The 25,562-nt window shown below is 59.2% G+C and carries 20 protein-coding genes and 1 tRNA gene; 9 read left to right on the top strand and 12 right to left on the bottom strand.

What is annotated here, in order from left to right:
• Positions 1–42: 42 nt before the first annotated feature.
• From ACA055_RS27530 to ACA055_RS27510, 5 genes are all read left to right on the top strand, one after another.
• Positions 43–339, top strand: a complete 297-nt coding sequence (locus ACA055_RS27530; RefSeq protein WP_497681406.1) for a pyrroloquinoline quinone biosynthesis protein PqqE — start codon at positions 43–45, stop codon at positions 337–339.
• 278 nt (positions 340–617) lie between these two features.
• On the top strand, positions 618–2,423 hold the full coding sequence (locus ACA055_RS27525; RefSeq protein WP_497681405.1) for a phenylacyl-CoA dehydrogenase: 1,806 nt from the start codon (positions 618–620) through the stop codon (positions 2,421–2,423).
• A 328-nt stretch (positions 2,424–2,751) separates the two neighbouring features.
• Entirely contained in the window at positions 2,752–4,044 is a 1,293-nt protein-coding gene (locus tag ACA055_RS27520; protein WP_497681404.1) for a GGDEF domain-containing protein, read from the top strand.
• A gap of 86 nt (positions 4,045–4,130) precedes the next feature.
• Positions 4,131–5,927 carry an acyl-CoA dehydrogenase C-terminal domain-containing protein gene (locus ACA055_RS27515; protein WP_497681403.1) on the top strand — a complete coding sequence of 599 codons (1,797 nt, stop codon included), beginning with the start codon at positions 4,131–4,133 and terminating at the stop codon, positions 5,925–5,927.
• A 188-nt stretch (positions 5,928–6,115) separates the two neighbouring features.
• Entirely contained in the window at positions 6,116–7,894 is a 1,779-nt protein-coding gene (locus tag ACA055_RS27510) for an acyl-CoA dehydrogenase C-terminal domain-containing protein (RefSeq protein WP_497681402.1), read from the top strand.
• 226 nt (positions 7,895–8,120) lie between these two features.
• Here the strand turns inward: ACA055_RS27510 and ACA055_RS27505 are convergent, their stop codons facing one another.
• Positions 8,121–9,050, bottom strand: coding sequence for a LysR family transcriptional regulator (locus ACA055_RS27505; RefSeq protein ID WP_497681401.1), 930 nt, complete (start codon positions 9,048–9,050; stop codon positions 8,121–8,123).
• Positions 9,051–9,219: 169 nt separating this feature from the next.
• Between ACA055_RS27505 and ACA055_RS27500 the strand changes: the two genes are divergently transcribed.
• Positions 9,220–10,503 (top strand): aspartate aminotransferase family protein, encoded by a 1,284-nt coding sequence (locus ACA055_RS27500; RefSeq protein WP_497681400.1) that lies wholly within the window; start codon positions 9,220–9,222, stop codon positions 10,501–10,503.
• 206 nt (positions 10,504–10,709) lie between these two features.
• Positions 10,710–10,868, top strand: a complete 159-nt coding sequence (locus tag ACA055_RS27495; protein ID WP_007904205.1) for a YqaE/Pmp3 family membrane protein — start codon at positions 10,710–10,712, stop codon at positions 10,866–10,868.
• A 141-nt stretch (positions 10,869–11,009) separates the two neighbouring features.
• Here ACA055_RS27495 and ACA055_RS27490 read toward each other — a convergent pair whose 3' ends face one another.
• The 10 genes from ACA055_RS27490 to ACA055_RS27445 form a co-directional block, all read right to left on the bottom strand.
• Entirely contained in the window at positions 11,010–12,836 is a 1,827-nt protein-coding gene (locus tag ACA055_RS27490; protein ID WP_497681399.1) for a S9 family peptidase, read from the bottom strand.
• Positions 12,802–13,944, bottom strand: a complete 1,143-nt coding sequence (pqqE, locus tag ACA055_RS27485) for a pyrroloquinoline quinone biosynthesis protein PqqE (protein WP_497684501.1) — start codon at positions 13,942–13,944, stop codon at positions 12,802–12,804. Before pqqE ends, ACA055_RS27490 begins: the two co-directional genes overlap by 35 nt.
• Before the next feature lie 4 nt (positions 13,945–13,948).
• Complete coding sequence (gene pqqD, locus ACA055_RS27480; RefSeq protein ID WP_497681398.1) at positions 13,949–14,224, bottom strand: pyrroloquinoline quinone biosynthesis peptide chaperone PqqD; 276 nt, start codon at positions 14,222–14,224, stop codon at positions 13,949–13,951.
• Entirely contained in the window at positions 14,221–14,973 is a 753-nt protein-coding gene (gene pqqC / locus ACA055_RS27475; RefSeq protein WP_497681397.1) for a pyrroloquinoline-quinone synthase PqqC, read from the bottom strand. The genes pqqD and pqqC overlap by 4 nt, the downstream gene beginning before the upstream one ends.
• Before the next feature lie 138 nt (positions 14,974–15,111).
• Positions 15,112–16,023, bottom strand: coding sequence for a pyrroloquinoline quinone biosynthesis protein PqqB (gene pqqB / locus ACA055_RS27470; RefSeq protein WP_497681396.1), 912 nt, complete (start codon positions 16,021–16,023; stop codon positions 15,112–15,114).
• A gap of 74 nt (positions 16,024–16,097) precedes the next feature.
• Positions 16,098–16,172, bottom strand: a complete 75-nt coding sequence (gene pqqA, locus ACA055_RS27465; RefSeq protein WP_009045898.1) for a pyrroloquinoline quinone precursor peptide PqqA — start codon at positions 16,170–16,172, stop codon at positions 16,098–16,100.
• 154 nt (positions 16,173–16,326) lie between these two features.
• A complete protein-coding gene (pqqF, locus tag ACA055_RS27460; protein WP_497681395.1) occupies positions 16,327–18,753 on the bottom strand; it encodes a pyrroloquinoline quinone biosynthesis protein PqqF in 2,427 nt (808 codons plus the stop codon).
• 38 nt (positions 18,754–18,791) lie between these two features.
• Positions 18,792–19,586, bottom strand: coding sequence for a carbon-nitrogen hydrolase family protein (locus tag ACA055_RS27455; protein WP_497681394.1), 795 nt, complete (start codon positions 19,584–19,586; stop codon positions 18,792–18,794).
• Between the two features lie 12 nt (positions 19,587–19,598).
• The gene (locus tag ACA055_RS27450) at positions 19,599–21,281 is read right to left on the bottom strand and encodes a flavin monoamine oxidase family protein (RefSeq protein WP_497681393.1); all 1,683 of its coding nucleotides are present in this window, start codon (positions 21,279–21,281) and stop codon (positions 19,599–19,601) included.
• Positions 21,282–21,540: 259 nt separating this feature from the next.
• Positions 21,541–22,002 carry an Lrp/AsnC family transcriptional regulator gene (locus tag ACA055_RS27445; protein WP_007980298.1) on the bottom strand — a complete coding sequence of 154 codons (462 nt, stop codon included), beginning with the start codon at positions 22,000–22,002 and terminating at the stop codon, positions 21,541–21,543.
• Between the two features lie 175 nt (positions 22,003–22,177).
• On the opposite strand from ACA055_RS27445, the gene ACA055_RS27440 reads away from it, so the two are divergent.
• Positions 22,178–24,535, top strand: coding sequence for a glucose/quinate/shikimate family membrane-bound PQQ-dependent dehydrogenase (locus ACA055_RS27440; RefSeq protein WP_497681392.1), 2,358 nt, complete (start codon positions 22,178–22,180; stop codon positions 24,533–24,535).
• 141 nt (positions 24,536–24,676) lie between these two features.
• Positions 24,677–25,324 (top strand): peptidase M41, encoded by a 648-nt coding sequence (locus ACA055_RS27435; protein ID WP_497684500.1) that lies wholly within the window; start codon positions 24,677–24,679, stop codon positions 25,322–25,324.
• Positions 25,325–25,482: 158 nt separating this feature from the next.
• On the opposite strand, the gene ACA055_RS27430 is transcribed toward ACA055_RS27435, so the two are convergent.
• Positions 25,483–25,559 (bottom strand) — tRNA-Ile (locus tag ACA055_RS27430).
• Positions 25,560–25,562 lie beyond the last annotated feature (3 nt).

Here is a 25,562-nt window from a genome sequence, read left to right as displayed (position 1 = left end):
TTCAATGGCCGCTGTTGATCCTTTGCAAGGACGAGTTCCCCTATGGAAATCTCAGGTAATACCGCTTTCTATGCCGGTCTGAGCACTATTCAGACAGGCCAGAACCGCGTCGATCAGGCCGCCGGCCAGATTGCCAACAATACGATCGAGCGTTCGGTCACCAGCCAGTCTTCCGATATTCAGGTCGACCGTCTGCGTTCGGTCGATCGCAGTCAGCAATCGGACCTGGCCAGCAACATCGTAGAGATGTCCCAAGGCAAGTTTCAGGTGGAGCTGGGCGCCAAAGTCGCGAAGGCATCCGATGAAATGCTCGGCACTTTGATCGATACCTTCGCCTGATCCCTCGCTGAATCCGCTATTTCAACGCCGCGATTATTCGCGGCGTTTTTCTGCGTAAGTCCTTCTCGCTCAACTAATCTTTCCAGCACAGCGTGTTGATCGCTCAACGGTGTGGTGTGGCTGCGTGTCCGCCATTCCCTGTCGCGTGATGACGAACGGCAAAAGATCGGCGCTTGACAAGATTTGGGCGTAAACGTATGTTTCAAACAACTGTTTGACCGTCACAACAAATCAACACGGTCGTTCATTCCCGGTTACATCAGCAGAGGTTTATCGCTATGCCTGACTACAAGGCCCCCTTGCGTGATATTCGCTTCGTTCGTGACGAACTGCTCGGCTACGAAGCGCATTATTCGAGCCTTCCGGTTTGCGCAGACGCAACTCCAGACATGGTTGACGCCATTCTCGAAGAAGGCGCCAAGTTTTGTGAGCAGGTGCTGGCTCCGCTGAACCGCGTGGGTGACACCGAAGGCTGCACCTGGAGCGAGTCCGGCGTTAAAACCCCGACCGGCTTCAAAGAAGCCTATAAGCAATTCGTCGAAGGTGGCTGGCCAAGCCTGGCTCACGACGTAGAACACGGCGGCCAGGGCCTGCCGGAGTCGCTGGGCCTGGCGGTCAGCGAAATGGTTGGCGAAGCCAACTGGTCGTGGGGCATGTACCCAGGCCTGTCCCATGGCGCGATGAACACCATTTCCGAGCACGGCACGCCTGAGCAGCAAGAGGCTTACCTGACCAAACTGGTTTCCGGCGAATGGACCGGCACCATGTGCCTGACTGAACCGCATTGCGGCACCGACCTGGGCATGCTGCGCACCAAGGCCGAACCTCAGGCCGACGGTTCCTACAAAGTCTCCGGCACCAAGATCTTCATCTCGGCCGGTGAACACGACATGGCCGACAACATCGTCCACATCGTGCTGGCACGCCTGCCGGATGCACCGGCTGGCACCAAAGGCATTTCGCTGTTCATCGTTCCGAAGTTCATGCCGAACGCTGACGGTTCGATCGGTGCGCGTAACGCGGTGACCTGTGGTTCCCTGGAACACAAAATGGGCATCCACGGTAACGCCACTTGCGTAATGAACTTCGACGCGGCCACCGGTTTCCTGATCGGCCCGGCGAACAAAGGCTTGAACTGCATGTTCACCTTCATGAACACCGCACGTCTGGGTACCGCGCTGCAAGGTCTGGCTCACGCTGAGATCGGCTTCCAGGGTGGTCTGAAATACGCTCGCGATCGTCTGCAAATGCGCTCGCTGACTGGCCCGAAAGCGCCGGAAAAAGCCGCTGACCCGATCATCGTTCACCCTGACGTACGTCGCATGCTGTTGACCATGAAGGCCTTCGCCGAAGGCAACCGTGCGATGGTTTACTTCACCGCCAAGCAAGTCGACATCGTCAAGTACGGCGTGGATGAAGAAGAGAAGAAGAAAGCCGACGCACTGCTGGCTTTCATGACGCCAATCGCCAAAGCCTTCATGACCGAAGTCGGTTTCGAATCCGCCAACCACGGCGTGCAAATCTACGGCGGCCACGGCTTCATCGCCGAGTGGGGCATGGAGCAGAACGTTCGCGACAGCCGCATTTCGATGCTGTACGAAGGCACCACCGGCATCCAGGCACTCGACCTGCTGGGCCGCAAAGTGCTGATGACTCAAGGCGAGGCCCTCAAAGGCTTCACCAAGATCGTCCACAAATTCTGCCAGACCAACGAAGGCAACGAAGCAGTCAAAGAGTTCGTCGAGCCATTGGCTGCGCTGAACAAAGAGTGGGGCGAGCTGACCATGAAGGTCGGTATGGCAGCCATGAAAGACCGCGAAGAAGTCGGCGCGGCGTCGGTGGACTACCTGATGTACTCCGGTTACGCTTGCCTGGCTTACTTCTGGGCTGACATGGCGCGTCTGGCTGCCGAGAAACTGGCTGCCGGCACCTCCGAAGAAGCGTTCTACACCGCCAAGCTGCAGACTGCGCGTTTCTACTTCCAGCGCATCCTGCCGCGTACCCGCACTCACGTTGCAACCATGCTGTCGGGCGCCAACAACCTGATGGACATGAAAGAAGAGAACTTCGCACTGGGCTACTAAGCCTCACGCGGTTCTTGCAAAAGCCGCTGCTTCCTCGGGAGCAGCGGCTTTTTTGTGCCCGTCGAAATCCCCTTGTGGGAGCGGGCTTGCTCGCGAATGCGGTCGTTCATTCAACATCGATGTCTGCTGACTCGGCGCATTCGCGAGCAAGCCCGCTCCCACACTGAATCGCTGGTGTTTGGAAGATAAATATTCCCTAGCAAAACGCTAAGAAAAGCCCGGCTCCTGCCGTTAAAGAGGATGGCTATATGACATCTCTCATGGGCCATGTACTTAACTGCCAAAAATGAAGGCAAATGCCATCTTTTGCCGGGTCGGAGCTTTACCCTTGCCGCGTTCTTCCGCTGTACGTTTCAGTCATTTCCTACCCTCACTCCTGCTGTTGCTGGCGGGGCTTGCGGCTGCGTACGTCAAGGACCTGAACGTTTTCTTCACCTCGTTGTTCAACGTATTGCCTACTCTGGTGCTGTTACTCGGCGGTGCCTACTGCGCGGTTTACCGACGTCAGCGTGAACTGTTTCTGATGGTCACGGTGTACATCGCCTACTACCTGCTCGACACCCAGACCGACTATTACCGCGACAACGGCAAGGTTCGCGAGGACGCCGCCGTCGTCTTTCATCTGTGCTGTCTGTTGCTGCCGTTACTGTTTGGCGTGTTCGCCGCCTGGCAGGAGCGCACTCATTTATTCCAGGACATGGTGGCGCGCTTTGCCGTGCTACTCGCGGTCGGCAGCGTGGCGCTGGGGCTGGAGCAAAGTTACCCGCAGGCATTGTTGATGTGGCTGTCGGAGATCCGCTGGCCGGCCTTGCATGGCGCGTGGATGAGCCTGATTCAACTGTCTTACCCGGTATTCATCGCCGCATTCGCGCTGTTGGGTTGGCAATACTGGCGCAACCCAAGACCTTTGCACGCCGCGCAATTGGTGGGTTTGCTCGGGTTGTTCTGGATGTTGCCGAAAACTTTTATTCTGCCGTTTACGCTCAACATCATGTGCAGCCAAGTGATGCTGATGATCGCCGCAGCGGTTGCCCACGAAGCCTATCAAATGGCCTTCCGTGATGAACTCACAGGCCTGCCGGGCCGCCGTGCCTTGAATGAACGCATGCAACGGCTGGGGCGCAATTACGTGCTGGCCATGGGCGACGTCGACCACTTCAAGAAATTCAACGACACCCATGGCCATGATGTCGGCGACCAGGTGCTGCGACTGGTCGCCAGCAAGCTGTCGAAAATCGGCGGGGGCGGTAGGGCGTATCGCTACGGCGGGGAGGAATTCGCCCTGGTATTTGCAGGCAAGACCCTCGAAGAATGCATGCCGCACCTGGAAGTCATCCGCGAGTCCATCGCCACCTACAACATTCACCTGCGCAATCAGGACAACCGTCCTCAGGATGATCAGCAGGGCCGCCAGCGCCGTGCCGGTGCCAATGCTTCGAGTGTATCGGTCACGGTCAGCATTGGCGTGGCCGAACGACTGGAGCAACGCACGCCCGAAGAAGTGCTCAAGTCCGCCGACCAGGCGCTCTACAGCGCCAAGGGTGCCGGGCGAAATTGCGTGATGGCGTTCGGTCAGAATCGCCGTGGCGCGGTGCGCATGGACGCCGCCATGGTTGAGTGATGATGACGCATTCAGCGTCTGGACTGTGATTGTGAGGCGTGGCGCGCGGCAGTAGGTTTGAGCCATCTGCTGCCGGAGAAATGACCATGCCTGAGTACAAAGCTCCCCTGCGCGACATGCGCTTTCTGATCGACCACGTTTTCGATTTCCACAGCAATTACGCCGCGCTGGGCGCCACCGATGCCAGCCCGGACATGGTCAATGCGATCCTCGAAGAGGGTGCGAAATTCTGTGAGAACGTTCTCGCACCGCTGAACCGCAGCGGCGACGAAGAAGGCTGCCATTTCGACAACGGCGTGGTGACAACGCCTACAGGCTTCAAGCAGGCATTCGCACAATACGTTGAAGGCGGCTGGCACGGTCTGGCGGCGGATCCCGCTTACGGCGGACAGGGTTTGCCAAGCTCCCTGGGCCTGGTCATCAGCGAGATGGTCGGTTCCAGCAACACGTCCTGGGGCATGTACCCCGGCCTGACCCATGGCGCCATGTCGGCCATCCACGCTCATGGCACCGAAGAGCAAAAGCTCACTTACCTGAGCAAACTCACCGCGGGCCAATGGACCGGCACCATGTGCCTGACCGAAGCTCATTGCGGCACCGACCTGGGCATCATCAAAACCCGCGCCGTGCCTGCGGCCGACGGCAGCTTTTCGATCTCCGGCAGCAAGATTTTCATTTCCGCCGGCGAGCACGACATGAGCGACAACATCATTCACTTGGTGCTGGCGAAACTGCCGGATGCGCCGGCCGGGACCAAGGGCATTTCGCTGTTCATCGTTCCAAAATTCCTACCCAATGCCGAGGGCGAAGCGGGCGAGCGCAACGGCGTTTCCTGCGGCTCGATCGAGCACAAGATGGGCATCAAGGCTTCGGCCACCTGCGTGCTGAACTTCGACGAGGCCAAGGGCTTCCTGATTGGCGAGCCGAACAAGGGCCTGAACTGCATGTTCACGATGATGAACCATGCTCGACTCGGCACCGGCATGCAGGGGTTATGCCTGGGGGAGGCAAGCTTCCAGGGCGCCATCAAGTACGCTAACGACCGCCTGCAGATGCGCGCGTTGACCGGCCCGAAAGCGCCGGAAAAAGCCGCCGACCCGATCATCGTTCATCCTGATGTGCGCAGGATGTTGCTGACCATGAAGGCCTTCAACGAAGGCAACCGGGCGCTGACCTACTTCACCGCGCAGTTGCTGGATATGGCGCACCTGAGCCCGGATGAAACCGCACGCCAGGATGCCGAAGACTTGTTGGCGTTTCTCACGCCGATCTGCAAAGCCTTCATGACCGACACCGGGCTGGAAGTGACCAACCACGGCATGCAGGTGTTTGGTGGCCACGGTTTCATTCGTGAATGGGGCATGGAACAGTTGGTTCGCGACTGCCGGATCGCGCCGATCTACGAAGGCACCAACGGTATTCAGGCGCTGGATCTGCTGGGGCGTAAAGTGCTCGGCAGCCAGGGCAAACTGCTGCGTGGCTTTACTAAAATCGTTCACAAGTTCTGCGCGGCAAACGCCGAACATCCGCAGCTCGCCAACTACGTGGCGCAGCTCAACGGGCTAAATCAGCAGTGGGGCGAGTTGACCACCAAGGTCGGCATGGCGGCGATGAAAAATCCGGATGAAGTCGGCGCGGCGTCGGTGGATTACCTGATGTATAGCGGTTACATCATCCTTGGTTATCTGTGGTTGCGCATGGCACTGGTGGCTCAAGCGCAGCTCGATGCAGGGATCGGCGATACCGATTACTGTCAGGGCAAACTGGCGACGTGTGAGTTTTACTTCAAGCGATTGTTACCGCGCACTGCCGCTCATCGGGCAGCCATCGAGGCGGGGAGTGATTGCCTTATGAAGCTGCCGGCGGAGTTGTTTGCACTTTAGTCTTTCAAGCAAGCCGCAACAGAGCCCGCCTTGTTGCGGGCTTTTTTTACGACAGGTACGCCAGTGACCAAAAATTACAAATCGGTCACGAGCTGACCCTATGTGTCGTAAAAGTTGTTGGGTTACACTCTGACCCATCGAAAGCATCATTCCTACGACTCACCTGTTTAGATCTTGCGAGGTTTGCCATGGCTGACTACAAAGCGCCCCTGCGCGATATGCGCTTCGTCCTCAATGAAGTGTTCGAGGTCGCCAAACTCTGGGCCGAGCTGCCAGCGCTGGCCGACACCGTCGATGCTGAAACCGTCGAAGCCATTCTCGAAGAAGCCGGCAAGGTCACCAGCAAAAGCATCGCACCGCTGAGCCGTGCGGCTGACGAAGAAGGTTGCCATTGGGCGGACGGTGCCGTCACCACGCCGGCCGGTTTCCCACAGGCTTATCAGACTTACGCTGAAGGCGGTTGGGTCGGTGTCGGTGGCGATCCGACCTACGGCGGCATGGGCATGCCCAAGGCTGTTTCGGCCCAGGTCGAAGAAATGGTCAACTCCGCCAGCCTGTCGTTCGGTCTGTACCCGATGCTGACGGCCGGCGCCTGCCTCTCGATCAACGCCCACGCCAGCGATGAGCTTAAAGCCGCGTACCTGCCGAATATGTACGCCGGTGTCTGGGCCGGTTCCATGTGCCTGACCGAGCCGCATGCCGGTACGGACTTGGGGATCATCCGCACCAAAGCCGAACCTCAGGCCGACGGTTCCTACAAGGTCAGCGGCACCAAGATTTTCATCACCGGTGGTGAACACGACCTGACCGAGAACATCATCCACCTGGTGCTGGCCAAACTGCCGGACGCACCGGCGGGCCCGAAAGGCATTTCGCTGTTCCTGGTGCCGAAGTTCATGGTCAATGCCGATGGCAGCCTGGGCGCGCGCAACCCGGCAAACTGCGGTTCGATCGAACACAAAATGGGCATCCAGGCGTCCGCGACTTGCGTGATGAACTTCGATGAAGCCGTGGGTTATCTGGTCGGCGAGCCGAACAAAGGTTTGGCCGCGATGTTCACCATGATGAACTACGAGCGTCTCGGCGTGGGTATCCAGGGCCTGGCTACTGGCGAGCGCTCCTACCAGAATGCCGTCGAATACGCCCGCGACCGTCTGCAAAGTCGCTCGCCGACAGGCGCGCAGAACAAGGACAAAGTGGCCGACCCAATCATCGTCCACCCGGACGTGCGTCGCATGCTGCTGACCATGAAAGCCTCGAACGAGGGCGGGCGCGCCTTCTCGACTTACGTGGCCATGCAATTGGACACCGCCAAGTTCAGCGAAGACGCCACCACGCGTAAACGTGCGGAAGACCTGGTTGCACTGCTGACGCCGGTGGCCAAGGCGTTCCTGACGGACCTCGGTCTGGAAACCACCGTTCACGGCCAGCAGGTGTTCGGCGGTCACGGCTATATCCGCGAGTGGGGCCAGGAACAACTGGTGCGCGACGTGCGCATCACCCAGATCTACGAAGGCACCAACGGCATTCAGGCGCTGGACCTGGTGGGGCGCAAGATCGTCGGTACGGGCGGGGCGTTCTACAACCTGTTCGCTGACGAGATCCGTCATTTCACCGCGACAGCCAGCGCCGATATGGCGGAATTCACCAAGCCGCTGAACGACGCCGTGACCACGCTCGACGAATTGACCGCCTGGTTGCTGGATCGCGCGAAGAGCAACCCGAACGAAATCGGGGCCGCCTCGGTCGAGTACCTGCAAGCCTTCGGTTATGTGGCTTACGCTTACATGTGGGCGCTGATGGCCAAGGCCGCCCTTGGTAAAGAAGCGCAGGACGATTTCTACGCGAGCAAACTGGGGACGGCGCGGTTCTATTTCGCACGTCTGCTGCCGCGGATTCACTCGTTGAGCGCGTCGGTGAAGGCCGGTAGCGAGTCGTTGTTCCTGCTGGACGCAACGCAGTTCTGACAATGTAACGTCATGTAAGCATTCTCTTACATGACGTGCTGCTCTTCTCCCATAGATGCAGATTGGATCCACAGCTAATCTACTTACATGGACGTCGCGCAGGAAGCGCAAAGCAACAACACGGACACGTAGGATTCTGCCAGGACGGCGGAGTGAAATGGATGTCAGGGAAACAGTCTGCAAAGCCCCGCTTCGGCGGGGTTTTCTTTTGCCCGCAGAAAAGTTTTCAACTCATCTCATCCCGCGTCGCCGGGCTGTTCAAGCGCCTATCCGAACCATTCATCACGTCTTCCAACAACGTACGCAATAAGGCCAGTGAGGCCTGTTGTCGCTGCACATCCCGACACACCAATCCGACTTTCAGCGGCACTCGCGGCTCGCTCAATGGTTTCCACAGCAGTTGCTTGTTGCCGTGTGCCTGCTGCGAACGCCCGGGCAGCACGGTCGCCAGTCGCGTATGCGGCAGACTGTCGAGAATCCCCGCCATGTTGTTCAGTTCGGCCTGCACCTGTGGGCGCCGTCCCAGGCTGGCCAGTTGTGCCTGCCAGATTTGCCGCACCTGGAATTCTTCACCCAACAGCAGCATCGGCAACTCGGCAGCCTGACTCATGGAGACTTTCTTGAATTCCCGCAATGGATGGTCGGCGGGGATGACGAGGGTCAGTTCATCTTCGTACAGCATCACGCCATGCAATCCCGGCTGACGGGGTGGTAGGTAACTGATGCCGATGTCCAGAGAGCCATTGAGCAAGCGGCGCTCGATTTCCAGTCCAGTCAGTTCATAGATCTGCACCACCAGATGCGGTTGCGCCTTGCGTAGCCGGTCCAGCATCTGCGGCACCAGGCTGGTGTGGACAGTCTGCAAGACACCGATGGCCAATGTGCGCAGCGCCTGCCCCTTGAAATTACCCAAGGCTTCCCGCGCCCGTTGCAGGCCATCAAGCAAGGGCAGGGCGTGGTTGTACAACGTGTGGGCAGCCAAGGTCGGCAGTAGACGTTTGCTACTGCGCTCGAACAGGCTCACGTCGAGGTTCTGTTCGAGGTGGCGGATCTGCTGTGACAGTGCCGGCTGGGAAATAGAAAGTCGCTCAGCGGCCCGGCCTACATGACCTTCTTCATAGACCGCGACGAAATAACGCAGTTGCTTGAAATCCATAAGTAATGCTTATCAAAAATGCTGGGAAATCGAAATGGCTCACCGCCTTGAATGAGCCTAGTCTAACCGCATTCACAAGGCTTACAGGGCCATAGAGCGCGATGAGTACCGTTTGCGGAGAGGTTGTTTACATAGGTAAGGCAAAAAACCTCACTCGAGGTTTGATCAGATGAATTTGTTCAATTTGCGTCGCACTCCTTCGAGTCTGGATGACCTGGCCGAGGACGCTTTCCTGTCGTCTCAGAGTGACAACCTTTCGGCGGAGTGCCTGATGCCCAGTATCGAACGGCCGAAGCAGGTTTTCGTGCGCGGCCAAGGATCATGGTTGTGGGACAGTGATGACCGCGCGTATCTGGATTTCTCACAGGGTGGCGGCGCCAACAGCCTCGGACACAGCCCTTCGGTATTGGTCAACGCCATCGCGGCGCAGGCTCAGTCACTGATCAACCCGGGTTTCGGCCTGCACAACCGAGCCATGCTCAACCTCGCAGAACGTCTCTGCACCCGCACTGGAAGTGATCAGGCGTACTTGCTCAACAGTGGCAGCGAAGCCTGTGAAGCGGCGATCAAGCTGGCGCGCAAATGGGGCCAGCGGCATCGCGGCGGCGCTTCGCGGATCATTGTTGCCAGGCAAGGCTGCCATGGCCGTAGTCTGGGGACGATTTCGGCGTCGGACAGTTCGAATCTGATCAACCGATTCGAACCGCAGCTGCCGGGCTTCAGTCACGTGCCGTTCAATGACCTTGCGGCGCTGCATGCCGCTGTGGATGCCCGGACTGTGGCGATCATGCTCGAACCGATCCAGAACGAAGCCGGGGTGATTCCGGCCACCGAGCATTACCTCAAGGGAGCCGAACGCCTGTGTCGTGAGCTTGGCATCTTGCTGATCCTTGACGAAGTGCAAACCGGTATCGGTCGATGCGGCACCTGGCTTGCCGAACAGTCCTACGGCGTACGGGCAGATATCGTCGTCCTCGGAAAGGGGCTGGGTGGTGGTGTGCCATTGGCGGCGTTGCTGGCGCGGGGCAAAGCGTGCTGTTTCGATGTTGGCGAACTGACGGGCACCCATCATGGCAATGCGCTGATGACGGCTGCCGGCCTTGCCGTACTCGACAGCGTGCACGACAAAGGCTTTCTCGAGCATGTCGGGGAAACCGGCCAGTACCTGCGTGAAGGCCTGATGCGCTTGGCCCATCGCTACGGTCACGGCGAGTTACGCGGACAGGGGCTGCTCTGGGGGCTTACGCTGTCAGACGATTCGGCTGACGCCGTCATCAAAGCCGCGCGGTACGAAGGTTTGCTATTCGATGCCCCGCAGCCCGATTGCCTGCGTTTTACGCCCGCCCTCACTGTCAGCAAAGCCAACATCGACGAAATGCTCCTGCGCCTGGCCCGAGCCTTCTCCCGCGTACGTACTGCGCAATTACAGTGCCGCAAAGGGATTGCCGTTTGATCAGACTCGCCCTACATGAATTTCCGAACCGTCTCGCGGTATAACGCGTCGCCCCACGCCTGATTCTTTTGGCGTGGGGCGTTTTTTTGCCTGCAAATTCACCTGAAAGGTTTCGCACTCGGACGTGAGGACACTGAACCCTGACGAACGGCGCAGGTCGATTAGTTGTAAGGCTCACACGAGCCAACTTTATTCAGGAGCTGCCCATGGACTTTATTCGAATCATCATTGCCATTCTGTTGCCGCCATTGGGTGTGTTTCTGCAAGTCGGTTTTGCCGGCGCGTTCTGGCTGAATATTCTGCTGACGTTGTGTGGTTACATTCCGGGGATCGTGCATGCGGTGTACATCATTGCCAAGCGCTGAAATCATCTGCGTCAGGTAGATCGCTTTCGCGAGCAAGCCCGCTCCCACACTGACCGAGTTCTCCCCAGGGGAATACGGGCGAATGTGGGAGCGGGCTTGCTCGCGAATGAGGCGCCACAATTCCTGCAATGAGCGCAGGCTTCAGTCCACCGAATCCATCACCCGTCGATAAAACAACCACTCCTGCTCCAGCGCATGAGCCTGATTGCCAGCCTTGCGAAAGCCATGGCGTTCGTCGGCGTAGTAATGGGCTTCAACCAGAATGCCGTTGTCCTGCAGCGCCTGGACCATGTCGCGTGTCTGTTGCGGCACCACCACGGCGTCCAGTTCACCCTGAAAGAAAATCACCGGCACGCTGATATTGCGTGCGTGCAGTAACGGCGTTCGTGCGGCATAGCGTTCGGCGTCCTGAACCGGATCACCGATCAGCCAATCCAGATAGTCGCCTTCGAACTTGTGGGTCGCCCGGCCCAGCGCAACGGGGTCGCTAACCCCATAAAGGCTGGCGCCGGCGCGGAAAGCGTCACGGAAGGCCAGTGCGCAAAGGGTGGTGTATCCGCCGGCACTGCCGCCGCGAATAAACGCTTTGTCGCCATCGATCAACCCACGTTCGGCGAGATGTGCGACCACCGCGCAGGCATCTTCGACATCGACTTCACCCCAACTCAAATGCAGCGCCTGTCGATAAGCCCGGCCATAACCACTGCTGCCGCGGTAGTTGAGATCGGCCACGGCGAATCCGCGTTGGGCCCAGTACTGGATGCGTGGGTCGAGCGTCGGGTAGCACGCCGAGGTCGGGCCTCCGTGGATGAACACCACGAGCGGTGGTTTTGCATCCCCAGTCATCGCCGGATAGAAGAAACCGTGAGCCTCGCCCGAGCCGCTTGGGTAGCGCAGAGTTTGCGCTAAGCTGATCTGCTCGCCAGGCAGTGGCGCAACACCGCCGGCCAGTACGTTGATTTGTCGGGTGTTGCGGTTGATGGCGATCACTGCCGCAGGACTGATTGGCGAGGCGGCGATGCAGTAAATGAACTGCTGATCCAGTGCGAGATGGCGGAATCGGCTGTAGTCGCCGGTGAAATCTTCAGTGGCGCCGCCGCAAACACCCAGTCGACCAAAACCGCCTTCGGTCCAGCTCGCCAGATAAGTGTCTTCGCTCAGCGGTAACCAGGTGCTGCCGCCCAGCTGCCAGGGCGCGGGTCCGTGATCGGCTGGGGCGCAGGGCAGTGGCGTCAACCCGGTTGGCGACTCCACCCAGGGTTGCCAATAACCGCCACGATCCGTCAGGCAAAACAGTCGGCCACTGTCATCGAATCGAGGTTGTTGCAGCGACTCTTGAGCGTCATTGCCAGCCACACAACGGGGCTGAGCAAAACCGCCATCGCTCTGACGTTCGGCAACCATCAATCGGGTCGCGGTCCAGGGTTGATCCGGGCGACTCCACTCGATCCAGGCCAGGCGCAGAGCATCCGGACTCAGTGTCGGTGCGGCGTAAAAATCCGCGCCTTCGGCCAACACATGACGCGCACCGTCCGCGAGATCGATGGCAACCAGGCGATGCCGATCGCCGTTTTCTTCAACCGCAAGCACCTGTCCGTTGGCGAACTGCAAATCGCCGTAACGGCATTCACTTGAAGTCAGCACCTCAGGTGTCTCGTCTGCCAGCGATTGCCGATACAGCTGCTGATCGGCCTCGTTGACGAAAACAACCCCGTCATCCGTCAGACAAAACGCGCCACCACCATATTCGTACACACGGCTGCGCACACTGAAGCCCGGCGGTGTCAGACAACGGGCCTGGCCGTCGCGCCAATGCCAGATTCGGCAGGCGGCATCCTCGGGTCGGTACTCGTTCCAGAACAGGCCCTGTTGGCCGGCCTGCAATTCGGCAAAGTCGATGCCGGCCGCGACTGCTTTGGCAGCGCTGAAGGGTTCAGCTTTTGGCGATGAGTCGTGAGTTTCGTTCATTGCGAAAGGCCAGTTGTTCGATGGTCTGGGACGCGTGCTCGGCTTCTTCGCGGGCCTTGAGGATCACGCCGTGATGTTCCGACTTGCTGCACACCGGGTCGGCATTGCTCGCGTCACCCGTGAGCATGAATGCCTGGCAGCGGCAGCCGCCGAAGTCTTTTTCTTTCTCGTCACACGAGCGGCATGGCTCGGGCATCCAGTCGTAACCGCGAAAGCGGTTGAAACCGAAGGAGTCGTACCAGATGTGCTGCATGCTGTGGTCGCGCACGTTGGGAAACTGCACCGGCATCTGTCGGGCGCCGTGACAGGGCAGCGCGGTTCCGTCCGGCGTGACCGTCAGAAAAATACTGCCCCAGCCGTTCATACAGGCTTTCGGGCGCTCTTCGTAATAATCCGGGGTGACGAAAATCAGCTTGCAGGGATGCCCTTCGGCTTCCAGTTTGGCGCGGTATTCGTTGGTGATGCGTTCAGCGCGAACCAGCTGTTCCTTGGTCGGCAACAGACCGACCCGATTGAGCTGCGCCCACCCGTAGAACTGGCAAGTGGCGAGTTCGACGAAGTCCGCTTCAAGGGCGATACACAGCTCGATGATCCGGTCGATCTTGTCGATGTTATGCCGATGGGTCACGAAGTTCAGCACCATCGGATAGCCGTGGGCCTTCACTGCACGGGCCATTTCCAGCTTCTGCGCGAAGGCCTTTTTCGAGCCGGCCAGCAGGTTGTTCACCTGCTCGTCGCTGGCCTGGAAGCTGATCTGAATGTGGTCCAGACCGGCCTTTTTGAAGTCGCTGATTTTCTGCTCGGTCAGGCCGATGCCGGAGGTAATCAGGTTGGTGTAGAAACCCAGCTTGCGGGCTTCAAAGATCAGCTCGGCGAGGTCCTGACGCACCAACGGCTCACCGCCGGAGAATCCCAATTGCGCCGCGCCCATCTCCCGCGCCTCGCGGAACACCTTGATCCATTGCTCGGTGCTCAGCTCTTTACCTTGCTCGGCGAAGTCCAGCGGATTGGAGCAGTACGGGCATTGCAGCGGGCAGCGATACGTCAGCTCGGCCAGCAGCCAAAGTGGCAGGCCAATTTCAGGCTTGGGCGGTAACTTGTCTGACACGGAATCAGGCAAGTTCGATCCAGTGCTGAGCACGGGCGACCTCCATGAATTGCTCGATGTCTTCAGCGAGCTCGGGCACGCCGGGGAACTGCGCGTCCAGTTCGGCAATGATCGCCGTGACATCGCGTTCGCCATCGATCAAACCGCCGATCAGCGCGGCGCTTTCATTGAGTTTGATCATGCCTTCCGGATAGAGCAACACATGGCCTTTCTGCGCCGGTTCGTACTGGAAGCGGTAACCGGGACGCCAGGTCGGGGTCTTGCTGCGATCGAAACTCATAAGGTGATTCCTTTATGCCAGACCCGTTGCTCGGTCACGCTGTGGTACGGCGGGCGTTTCAGTTCGTAGGCCATGCTCATGGCATCGAGCATGCTCCAAAGAATGTCCAGTTTGAACTGGAGAATTTCCAGCATGCGCTCCTGGCCTTCCCGCGTCGTGTAGTGCTGCAAGGTGATCGTCAGACCGTGCTCGACATCCCGTCGTGCCTGGCCCAGACGCGTACGGAAATACTCGTAACCGGTCGGGTCGATCCAGGGGTAATGCTGTGGCCAGCTGTCCAGGCGCGACTGGTGGATCTGCGGCGCGAACAGCTCGGTCAGCGAGCTGCTGGCGGCTTCCTGCCAACTGGCTCGGCGGGCGAAGTTGACGTAGGCGTCCACGGCGAAACGCACGCCGGGAAGCACCAGTTCCTGGGAACGCAGCTGATCCGGGTCGAGGCCCACCGCTTGTCCCAGGCGCAGCCAGGCTTCGATACCGCCGTCTTCGCCGGGGGCGCCGTCATGGTCCAGCAAGCGCTGAATCCACTCGCGACGGATCTCGCGGTCCGGGCAGTTGGCAAGGATCGCGGCGTCCTTCAGGGGAATGTTCACCTGGTAGTAGAAACGGTTGGCGACCCAGCCCTGGATCTGCTCGCGTGTCGCCCGGCCTTCATACATCGCCACGTGATAGGGGTGATGGATGTGGTAGTAGGCGCCCTTGGCGCGCAGGGCCGCTTCGAATTCGGCGGGGGACATGGGGGTGTCTGTCATTTCGGTTCTCCGGGGAATAACCGTTAAATACTTTGGTGTCTGGCCTGGCCTCTTCGCGAGCAAGCCCGCTCCCACATTAGACCTGTGGTGTACACGGAACCCCTGGGGGAGCGGGCTTGCCCGCGAAGAGGCCATCCGCTACAGCACAATACTCATACCGTCATAAGCCACTTCAACCTTGCGCCGCGCCAGTTCAGCACGCTGCGGCGAATCCTCATCGAGAATCGGGTTGGTGTTGTTGATGTGGATAAGTATTTTGCGCTGCTTGGGCAGTTGTTCCAGCACCTCGAGCATGCCGCCGGGGCCGTTCTGCGCCAGGTGGCCCATTTCCCGGCCAGTGCGGGTGCCGACGCCACGGCGCTGCATTTCATCGTCGTCCCACATCGTGCCGTCGACCAGCAGGCAATCGCTGCCGGCCATGATGTCCAGCAGCGGCGCGTCGACCTTGCCCAACCCCGGCGCGTAAAACAGCTTGCCGCCAGTGTTCAGGTCTTCGACGATCAGGCCGATGTTGTCGCCGGGGTGCGGGTCGAAGCGGTGCGGCGAATAGGGCGGTGCGGCGCTGCGCAGCGGCAGCGGAGTGAAACGCAGGCTCGGGCAGGCGGGAATGGTGAAGCCGCGGTCGAGTTCGATGCGGTTCCAGGTCAGCCCGCCGTTCCAGTGGGTGAGCATGGTGAACAGCGGGAAACCGGTGCTCAGGTCTTCGTGGACCATGTCGGTGCACCAGACCTGATGCGGGCAGCCTTCGCGCAAGCTGAGCAGGCCGGTGGTGTGGTCGATCTGGCTGTCCATCAGGATGATCGCGCTGATGCCGGTATCGCGCAGGGAGCGGCCCGGTTGCATGGGCACATAACTCTGCAGCTGGGCGCGGATGTCCGGCGAAGCGTTGCACAGGATCCAGTTCACGCCGTCATCGGAAATCGCGATGGACGACTGGGTACGCGCCTTGGCCCGCAGGCTGCCATTGCGAAAACCTGCGCAGTTCACGCAGTTGCAATTCCACTGGGGGAAACCACCGCCGGCGGCGGATCCTAGAATCTGGACAAACATGGCCTCTCCATTATTTGAAAGCTGAAAATAAAAACGCCTCGGCAAACCGAGGCGCTGAACCACAAAGACAAACGTTAGCGGCTTGCGAAGTACATGGTGACTTCAAAGCCGATACGCAGGTCGGTGTAAGCAGGTTTGGACCAGGACATAGAGCGCTCCTTCAGGTGATTGGACAGTTGAGACCTATACATATAGTCCACCTCCGGCGGGAGATGTTCAGATAGTTAGGTGGCTATGTTACTCAAAATTTCAGAGTGATTGGCCGCGAATCTTTGAGAAAGCTAATTGCAGCACCGGTAATGATCATTTTGCCGCTTGCCAAGACGCGTCCGGGCCAGAACTGCTGGCCAGGCAGAGCCAACCGCCTTCGGCCTTGTTCAGACGTTGGACAGCAGCGAGTAGAGCGGAGCGGTCGGTCATCAGAATTGCCTGGGGCAGTTGCGTCAGATAATCCGACGAGCGGCCGGCCAATTTGCCTTGCCAGAGCAGTTCAGCGGCCTGGGCGTGGGGCAGGGCGATGATGGCGAACTGATCGGCCAAGGCCTGGCGCTGGTCGATGAAGGTCGCGTCATCGATGGCATTGATGACGTCTGGCAATCCGTTCAGGAACTGTTCGATGTGCTGCAGCAGATCCAACGGCGCGACACTTGGCGATTGCACGCCGAACAGCAACCCGGTCTGCCCATGCATTTGCCGCAGTGCGCTGAACACGGCATAGCCAAGTTGCAGTTCCACCCGCAGGCGTTGGTAGAACGGTGTCTGGCAGCAGTGCGCGAGCACGCGCCAGGCGGCTTCGTCGGTGATGTCCTGAGTTGCCGTCGGACAGAACAGCAGCAGCGCGTGTTCACTGGAACCGGTGTCGAAAGTGCTCCAGAGATGCTGCGAATGGATCGCTGGGGGCGGCGTCACTTGGTTGTCCGCAGTGCCGGGAACGCGACTCAGGGCAAGTCCCATCGCCGCTTGAGTCTGGGCAGAAAAGCCGGTCGCCAGACCATCCCAGCGCGCACTCGACCAGAGTTGCTGCACGTCGTCCGAGTCTGCGGTGTGCTCAACGCAGTGATCGGGCAGCGCCTTGAGCAACTGGCGGATTGGCATTAACGCGGGAGTCGTCAGCGCTTCGTGTGGGATATCGACATCAGGTTTTGTCAGTTCTTTCAGCGCATGTTCGAGGACAGTCGGCATCGGCTCCTGTAGTCCGGTCATTTTCAGCAGCCACTCATTGCCCGATGCACTGAAGGAAAAATCCACGCCTGCCTGGCGAGCGTCTTCGCGCAACGGCTGCAGACGGTTTTCCAGCCTTGTCTGAAGAGTGCTGCGAGGCACCGAGTCCAGGCGCCAGCGCAGATAAACGGCACCTTCAGCCGTGTTATCCGGTAGCGCCTGACTGAATTGCATGGGCGAACGTTCGCGACGATTACGTGAACGATCCTGGGCAAAGGTCCGCAGGCCTCGGTGTTTGCTGGTCTGGCCACGGATCAGTCCGGCATTCTGGGCCGGAGTCTCGGCGCGCAGGAACGGGTTGGGTGTCGGCAGTTGCCATTGGCCAGTGAAGTTATCCACAGCGCCGATTTGGTTCAGGATTTGTTTGAGGGTTGCCACGCCTTGTTCGGTTAGCCCGGTTTCGAGCTGTTCGCTGTCCAGCCGGGCTAATTGCAAGGCGCCGCTGACCTGTTGCTGGCGCTGAAGCAATGCGGCGTACTCTTCGCGCAGATGTGGCCAATCTTGATGAGAGGCAAAAAATCCCAGCCAATCCAGCAGACTCTCCCGGATCACGTTCTCCGGTTGAGCTGTTGTGAATTCGATGTGCAACAAGGCTTGCCCGCAGAACTGATACAGCGGAGCGGCCTTCAGGTTTTCAGCCAGCCCGTGTTCGCGCAATTGCGCCAGCAGCCCACCGGGTTTCGCAGCGTTAAGCCAATGGCACAAAAACGCCAGCGCTTCGGTCGATGCGTCGGGCAACGCTTCGAAGGCGAACATCAAATCCAGCCGACGTTCGCCAGCCTGTTGATAACTCGCTTCCGATGAATCCATCAGCGGCACCGGCGCTTGTTGCGGGACTTTTTCTCCCGCGGGAATCGCCGCACCAAAGCTCAGCGCCATCTCCTTCAGCGCGTCAATACTTTGCGGTCCGGCCAGGTTCAAGGACATCTGTCCAGTCTGATAAAACCGCTGATAGAAGTCCTGCAACGCTTGCTGAAACTCGGGGTGTGGCACCGGTAGGCTGTAGCGATTGCCGGCATGAAACGCCCGCAACGGGTGTGCCGCCGAGAGTCCGTCGAACAACGCGAATTGCTGTTGGGCCGTCGCATCCCGGGACCAGGCGACAAATTCTGCGTGCAGAACTTCCCGTTCCCGCCGCTGATCGTCCGGATTCATACGCGGATGCGCGAGCATGTCTGACAGACGCTCCAACCCGCCGGCAAATGCCTGCGGTGGCAATTCGAAAAAGAAGTCGGTGGTGCGTTCACTGGTCCGCGCATTCACCTGCCCGCCATGGCTCTGGACGTAGGCCATCAGCCCTTGTCCTGCGGGAAAACGCTCTGTCCCCAGAAACAGCAGATGCTCAAGAAAGTGCGCCAGTCCGGGCCAAGCCAGCGGCACATCATGGCTGCCGGCCGCAACCCGCAACGCAGCCGCGCAGCGCTTCAAATCGGGCGCATGACGCAGCGTCACCCGCAGGCCGTTGGCCAGGGTTTCAGTGTGAAGGTGGGGATGATTCAGCGCAGGCATGAGCACTTCCAGTACAGAGAAGCGCTAATGCTAGCGGATTAGCGCTTGTTCAGCTCACCGTAAAGCTCGGGGCGGCGATCGAGGAAGTAGCGATTGGCGGCGCGGGAATCGACCATCAACTGACGATCCAGCTCGCCAACAATCAACGCTTCATCCAGACCGGCCTGGGCGATGCGGCTGCCATCCGGTGCGGCGATGCTGCTCTGGCCGCAATACTGGATCTCGCCTTCATTGCCGCAATAGTTGGCGTAGGCCACATAACACTGGTTTTCGAAGGCCCGGGCGCGGACGGTGACGTCGGCGATGAAGTCGTAGGGAATCATGTTCGCCGTCGGCACCAGGATCAGCTCGGCACCGGCCAAAGCCAGGCGCCGTGCGTTTTCCGGGAACTCCAGGTCGTAGCAGATCAGGAAGCCGAGTTTCCAGCCATTGAGTTCCACCAGCGGAAACTCATCCGCCCCGGCGCTGAACATCGAATGATCGAGGTCGCCGAACAGGTGAGTCTTGCGGTAGTTGCACAGGCGCTCGCCGTTGGCGTCGATCAACTGCACGGCGTTGTAGATCTGCCCGTCCTCGGTACGTTCGGGGTAACCATACAAAATGGCGATCCCCATCGTCTTGGCAATGCGCGCAATTTGCTGTGCCGACTCACCGTTGTGCACCTCGGCCAGTACGCTGACAGCGTCGAGTCCAATGTTGTAGCCGGTCAGAAACATCTCGGGCAGCACCAGTAAATCCGCTCCCTTGGCCTCCAGCGCCAGTTGATGCAGGCGTTGCAAGTTGCCTGCGACATCTAGAGGCAGCGGTGGACATTGGTAAAGGGCTACGCGCATTTCGGATTCCTCTTACTCGGGCAGGGCGATCGGACCGATCTCGTTGAACACATCACCTGGACCCGGGTTCTCGGCATGAGTTTCACCGCCGAAGTGTTTCATGATGCCCCACACCGCATTGAGCGAGGTCTGCACGGCGCCTTCGACCCACGCAGGCGTCCACGAAACGTCGTCGCCGGCGATGAAAATCCCGCGCTGCTCGGCCGGCATATCGTCCTGCATGAAGTGCGCGTACATGCGCTGGTTGTAGCGGTAATGGCCGGGCAGGGCGCCTTTGAAAGCACCGAGGAAATGCGGGTCGGCTTCCCACGATACGGTGATCGGGTCGCCAATGATCCGCGCGGCAATGTCGACTTTCGGGTAGATCTTTTTCAACGCATCCAGCGCCAGCTTCACGCGTTTTTCCACCGGATGCGGGAGCATTTTCAGCGCGTCGCTCATCCACGAATACGACAGGCAAATTACGCCGGGTTTGTCATCGCCGTTATCAAACAGGTAGGTGCCGCGGGTCAGGCGATCGGTGAGGGTCATGCTCATCAGGTCACGGCCGGTTTCCGGATCTTTGTCCTTCCAGAACGGCCGGTCCACCATCACGAAGGTTTTCGACGATTGCATGTAGCGGGTGCGGTCCAGGGCCATCCACATCTTTTGCGAGAACAGGGTCTCGTCGCATTCGATCTGGGTGGTCAGCAGCCAGCTCTGGCAGGTGGTCAATACGGCTGCGTACTCGCGGGTATCGCCGTAGTTGTCGGTGACCGTAAAACGACCATTTGCCGCGTGGGCAATTTTTTTCACCCCAGAGCGCGGCGCGCCGCTGTGCAGGGAGCTGAGGCTGGTGCCTTTCGGCCAGTGCACGCAACGTTCCGGCACATGGCGCCAGATCCCGAGTGGCACTTGTTCCACACCGCCGACCACCAGGTGCTGGTGATCGTCGCAGTTGGTCATCACCACGCGGAAGATTTCCAGCATCGAGTTCGGGAAGTCCGAGTCCCAGCCGCCGGTGCCGAAACCGACCTGACCGAACACTTCGCGGTGATGGAAAGACAGCTTGGCGAAGGCTTTGGAAGTGGCAACGAAGTCGTAGAAAGTGCGGTCGTCCCACAGCGGAACCAGAGTGTTCCACAGCTCTTTGAGGCGCGGCACATCACGGTCGCGGATCGCTTGCTGGATGTCAGAGAACTGCGAACCGGCTTCCAGTGCATCCGCCCAGGCGTCAGCCACTTCCTGGAACAGTGCAGGAAGATCCGCCAGTTTCTGTGCGTAATGGGTTTTGCCTTCCAGATCGATCACCGTGCTGCCTGAAGCAGGGGTCAGCGGGTTCGGGAAGGGTTTGGTTTCCAGGCCGAGCTTGTCGACGTAGTGATAGAACGCGGTGGACGACACAGGGAAGCGCATGCCCCCCAGCTCGGCGATGATGCCTTCGGCGCCGTTGAACGCCTGGGAGCGAAGACGACCGCCCATTTTCGAGGCTTCGTAGACGACAGGTTTCAGGCCCAGCTTCATCAATTCATACGCGGCCACCAGGCCTGCGATGCCCGCGCCGACAATAGCTACCTCGGCACCGTGGTTTTGCTCCGGAATGCTGCCCAGGCCGGCCGGGTGTTCGATCCAGTCGTCGAAGGCGAAAGGAAAGTCCGGGCCGAAAATGGTGACTGGTTTTTTACCGTCTGCAGGATGGCGATTGTTCTTGTTCATGGCTGACCTTGCTGGCGACCCGACGCGGAATGCGCATCTGAGTATAGGAAATGATGGCAGCCATTCTAGAGAGCGTAGAACACGTTAATAAGACGCAATGTGTCGTCGATTTGCTAGTTGTCTGATCAAAGTGACGATCAAACGATGCACACTGACCAATGTGGGAGCGGGCTTGCTCGCGAAAGCGGTGTGTCAGTCGACTTCAATATTCCCTGACATGCCGCTTTCGCGAGCAAGCCCGCTCCCACCTGGATTGCACTCAAACCGGCTGCCCCCGATCAATCTTGCTACTCAGGATGATCGACGTCGTCGTTTTCTCCACCCCATCCACACTGCCAATCTGATCCAGCAGTTGATCCAGCTGCTCCGGCGAGTCAGTACGCAGCCACGCCACATAGTCAAATTCGCCACTCACCGCACACAACTGCTGAACCTGGGCCATCGCGCTGAGACGTCGCAACACTTCCTTGCCGGATCGCGGTTGCACCGTGATCCCCACATACGCCTGCAACCCGCCATCCACCACGCGCTGACCCAAACGCACGCCATAACCAGTGATCACTTTGGCTTTTTCCAGCCGCGCCAGCCGCGAAGTGACGGTCGTGCGGGCGATGCCCAATTGGCGAGCGAGCATGGCCACGCTTTCGCGGGCGTTGATCTGCAAGGCTGCAATCAATTGGCGGTCGATTTCGTCAAGAACGGGCGGGCGGGTGTCAGGCAAGGGTCGTCTCCAGCGGCACAGATCAATGGGCAAACATGTTACAGGCACAGCCCGTACAGCGGATGTTTGATCTAGCTTCAGTGCCGTTCATGCCATTTTTACCTGCGACAATTTGCCATAAGTAACCAGGTAGTACATTATTTCGCGCTTGTCACAAATGGGGAAAATTTTCGCGATGAATAATTCTGAGGCTGCCGGTGGCGGCAGATGGTTACTGGTGGGGCTGGGTGTCCTGATTGCATTGATCGGGCTCGGCCTCGCGGGCGGCGGTGGATATTTGGTCTCACTCGGCGGTAGTTGGTACTTCCTGCTGATGGGGCTGGCAATGCTGGTTTCCGGGCTGATGATCGCCCGTTGTAAACCACAGGGCGCGTGGATGTATGGCCTGGCGTTGATCGTGACCGCGATCTGGGCGGTGTGGGATGCCGGTTTCGAATACTGGCCTTTGGTTTCGCGGGTGCTGACTTTCGCTGTGATCGGCCTGGTTGTCGCACTGGTTTATCCGACGCTGGTTCGCGCGTCCGGCGCCAGTGCTGGCCGAGGTGCTTATGGTCTGGCGGGCATTCTGGGCGTTGGCGTCGTCGCGACCCTGGCTTACATGTTTGTGCCGACCCACGTGGTCAAAGCCACCAGTGAACCGACTGTTACGCCCGTAGCACCGGGCACCGAGCAGAAAGACTGGGCCCATTGGGGCAACACCACGGCCGGTAACCGCTTCGCCGCGCTGGACCAGATCAACAAAAGCAACATCGACAAGCTGCAAGTGGCCTGGACCTTCCGCACCGGTGACATCCCGGAAAGTACCGGCGCCGGCGCCGAAGACCAGAACACCCCACTGCAAATCGGTGACACGGTCTACACCTGCACCGCCTACGGCAAAGTCTTCGCCCTGGATGCCGACACTGGTGCCCAGCGCTGGAAGTTCGACCCGCAAGGCACCGCGCCAAACTGGCAACGCTGCCGTGGTTTGGGTTACTTCGATTCCAGCGCTGCGGCTACAACCGACCAGCCTACTGCCTGTACGAAACGTCTGTTTCTGCCGACCGGCGATGCCCGCCTGATCGCAATTAATGCCGAAACCGGCAAGCCATGCGAAGAATTTGGCGACAAAGGCACCGTCGACCTGACAACCGACATGGGCGAAGTGAAACCCGGTTATTACCAACAAACCTCGACGCCATTGGTAGCGGGTGATGTGGTAATCGTCGGTGGCCGTGTGGCTGACAACTATTCCACCGGCGAGCCGCCTGGTGTGGTCCGCGCCTACGACGTGCGTAGCGGTGAGCTGATGTGGGCGTGGGATCCGGGGAACCCGAACACCACCAAACGGCCTCCGGCCGGTGAGACGTATACCCGTGGTACACCGAACGTCTGGTCGGCCATGTCCTACGACGCCAAACTCGGTCTGGTGTACCTGCCAACCGGCAATGCCACCCCGGACTTCTTCGGTGGTCAGCGCACGGCGTTCGATGACAAATGGAACTCTTCCATCGTTGCGATCGATGTGAAGACCGGTCAGGTGCGCTGGCACTTCCAGACCACTCACAACGATCTATGGGACTTCGACCTGCCGGCACAACCGCTGCTGTACGACGTGTCTGACGACAAGGGCGGCACCCAGCCAGCCTTGGCGCAGGTCACCAAGCAGGGCGAGATCTTCCTGCTCAACCGCGAAACCGGTGTGCCGATCGCCCGCGTAGAAGAGCGCCGGGTGCCGCAGGGCAACGTGCCCGGCGAACGCTATTCGCCGACCCAGCCGTTCTCGGTGGACATGCCGTCAATCGGTAACCAGAAACTGACCGAATCCGACATGTGGGGCGCCACGCCGTTCGATCAACTGATGTGCCGCATCCAGTTCAAAGGCATGCGCCACGAAGGCGTCTACACCCCTCCGGGCCTTGATCGTGCGTTGCAGTTCCCGGGCTCGTTGGGCGGCATGAACTGGGGCAGCGTTTCGGTTGATCCGAACACCAACTACATGTTCGTCAACGATATGCGCTTGGGTCTGGCCAACTACATGATCCCGCGCGACAAGATCGCCGCCGGGGCCAGTGGCATCGAAATGGGCGTCGTGCCACAGGAAGGCACGCCGTTCGGTGCGATGCGCGAACGCTTCCTCTCGGCGGTCGGCATTCCATGCCAGAAACCCCCGTTCGGCACGATGTCGGCCATCGACCTCAAGACCCATAAACTTGTGTGGCAGGTGCCGGTGGGCACCGTGCAGGACACCGGCCCGCTGGGCATCCGCATGCACCTGCCGATTCCTATCGGCATGCCAACCCTCGGCGCGTCCCTGGCTACCCAGTCCGGCCTGCTGTTCTTCGCCGGCACACAGGACTTCTACCTGCGTGCTTTCGATACTGGCAACGGTAATGAAATCTGGAAGGCTCGTTTGCCTGTGGGTAGCCAGTCAGGGCCGATGACTTACGTTTCGCCGAAAACCGGCAAGCAGTACATTCTGCTGACCGCTGGCGGTGCACGTCAGTCGACGGACCGTGGGGACTACGTAATTGCGTACGCCTTGCCCGAGTAAAGGCTGAATCGCAGGTACGAAAAAGCCGCGCAGTTGCGCGGCTTTTTTGGCTGAGTACTACGCCATCAACGAAATGACAGGATGGACAGCAACAGTCACTCGTAGTCGAATGCGAAAATCGAGGGAAGCGAGGCTATGGAAATGACGAAGAAGATGCCTCCCGCTATTCGGGATCACGCATTGCAGATCGCACATCACGAAATGGGCCACTACGTCATGGCCCGAGCCTTGGGGTTTGCAACGGGCGGCGTGACCCTGACAGTGACCATGGACCTAAGGCATCAAGGGGGGGCTTCCATTACCTTGGTGCGGTCGATTTTGTCGATAGAAGCCATGAAGGAACATTTGGAAGCTCGGATGATGGTCCTCTTCGCTGGCGCTATGGGGCAGACATTGGCTTCAAAACATTCGTCCAGGAAACTCATCGATAAGTCCAAAGCGTCAGCCATCCTGAAAGGAGAGCTGGGGGCAGAACAGGACTACGCAAAAATAAGAGAGTTACGGCACTTGCTGCGCAATATCGCCTACCCCGATACGGATCCAGCGTCGTCTGACCGCATAGCGGCTGAACTTAAAGAGATAACTGATCGCCTGTGGTTGCGGACTCAAACAATCGTAGAGGCATTGGCCGATACGATTACCGAATTGGCAAGGGCGTTGGTAGACGGCATGGTCCTCGTGGAGCAGTGGGGTAGGGCGGCGGATACGTATGAGGTTGTGTTGACGGGTGAAATGCTTGAACGGCTGCGGCCGGTGCAGGGCATTCCAGCATTAAACGTTGTTTCTTAACCCGAGGGTGATCTGCGCGTATGAGGATTGAAAGCGAAAACTCGGGGCTCATCCCGCGACTTAATCTTGGAGTTCGTCGCCATCCATGCCGAAACACCCATCAATAGAAACCCAAGTGTCAGCCACGAAAAAGCCGCGCATTGCGCGGCTTTCGTGTTTGGTGGGCCCAGTAGGACTCGAACCTACGACCAAGGGATTATGAGTCCCCTGCTCTAACCAACTGAGCTATAGGCCCTCA

This window comes from Pseudomonas sp. LBUM1657 (assembly GCF_059716075.1).
The sequence above is the reverse complement of the archived record's forward strand: the minus strand, read 5'-3'. Positions and strand labels throughout refer to the sequence as shown.

Excerpts from the sequence above, each read along its gene's own strand:
- ACA055_RS27530 (WP_497681406.1), top strand. The coding sequence starts at position 43 with ATGGAAATCTCAGGTAATACCGCTTTCTATGCCGGTCTGAGCACTATT.
- ACA055_RS27525 (WP_497681405.1), top strand. The coding sequence starts at position 618 with ATGCCTGACTACAAGGCCCCCTTGCGTGATATTCGCTTCGTTCGTGAC.
- ACA055_RS27515 (WP_497681403.1), top strand. The coding sequence starts at position 4,131 with ATGCCTGAGTACAAAGCTCCCCTGCGCGACATGCGCTTTCTGATCGAC.
- ACA055_RS27510 (WP_497681402.1), top strand. The coding sequence starts at position 6,116 with ATGGCTGACTACAAAGCGCCCCTGCGCGATATGCGCTTCGTCCTCAAT.
- ACA055_RS27505 (WP_497681401.1), bottom strand. The coding sequence starts at position 9,050 with ATGGATTTCAAGCAACTGCGTTATTTCGTCGCGGTCTATGAAGAAGGT.
- ACA055_RS27500 (WP_497681400.1), top strand. The coding sequence starts at position 9,220 with ATGAATTTGTTCAATTTGCGTCGCACTCCTTCGAGTCTGGATGACCTG.
- ACA055_RS27495 (WP_007904205.1), top strand. The coding sequence starts at position 10,710 with ATGGACTTTATTCGAATCATCATTGCCATTCTGTTGCCGCCATTGGGT.
- ACA055_RS27490 (WP_497681399.1), bottom strand. The coding sequence starts at position 12,836 with ATGAACGAAACTCACGACTCATCGCCAAAAGCTGAACCCTTCAGCGCT.
- pqqD (WP_497681398.1), bottom strand. The coding sequence starts at position 14,224 with ATGAGTTTCGATCGCAGCAAGACCCCGACCTGGCGTCCCGGTTACCGC.
- pqqC (WP_497681397.1), bottom strand. The coding sequence starts at position 14,973 with ATGACAGACACCCCCATGTCCCCCGCCGAATTCGAAGCGGCCCTGCGC.
- pqqB (WP_497681396.1), bottom strand. The coding sequence starts at position 16,023 with ATGTTTGTCCAGATTCTAGGATCCGCCGCCGGCGGTGGTTTCCCCCAG.
- pqqF (WP_497681395.1), bottom strand. The coding sequence starts at position 18,753 with ATGCCTGCGCTGAATCATCCCCACCTTCACACTGAAACCCTGGCCAAC.
- ACA055_RS27455 (WP_497681394.1), bottom strand. The coding sequence starts at position 19,586 with ATGCGCGTAGCCCTTTACCAATGTCCACCGCTGCCTCTAGATGTCGCA.
- ACA055_RS27450 (WP_497681393.1), bottom strand. The coding sequence starts at position 21,281 with ATGAACAAGAACAATCGCCATCCTGCAGACGGTAAAAAACCAGTCACC.
- ACA055_RS27440 (WP_497681392.1), top strand. The coding sequence starts at position 22,178 with ATGAATAATTCTGAGGCTGCCGGTGGCGGCAGATGGTTACTGGTGGGG.
- ACA055_RS27435 (WP_497684500.1), top strand. The coding sequence starts at position 24,677 with ATGACGAAGAAGATGCCTCCCGCTATTCGGGATCACGCATTGCAGATC.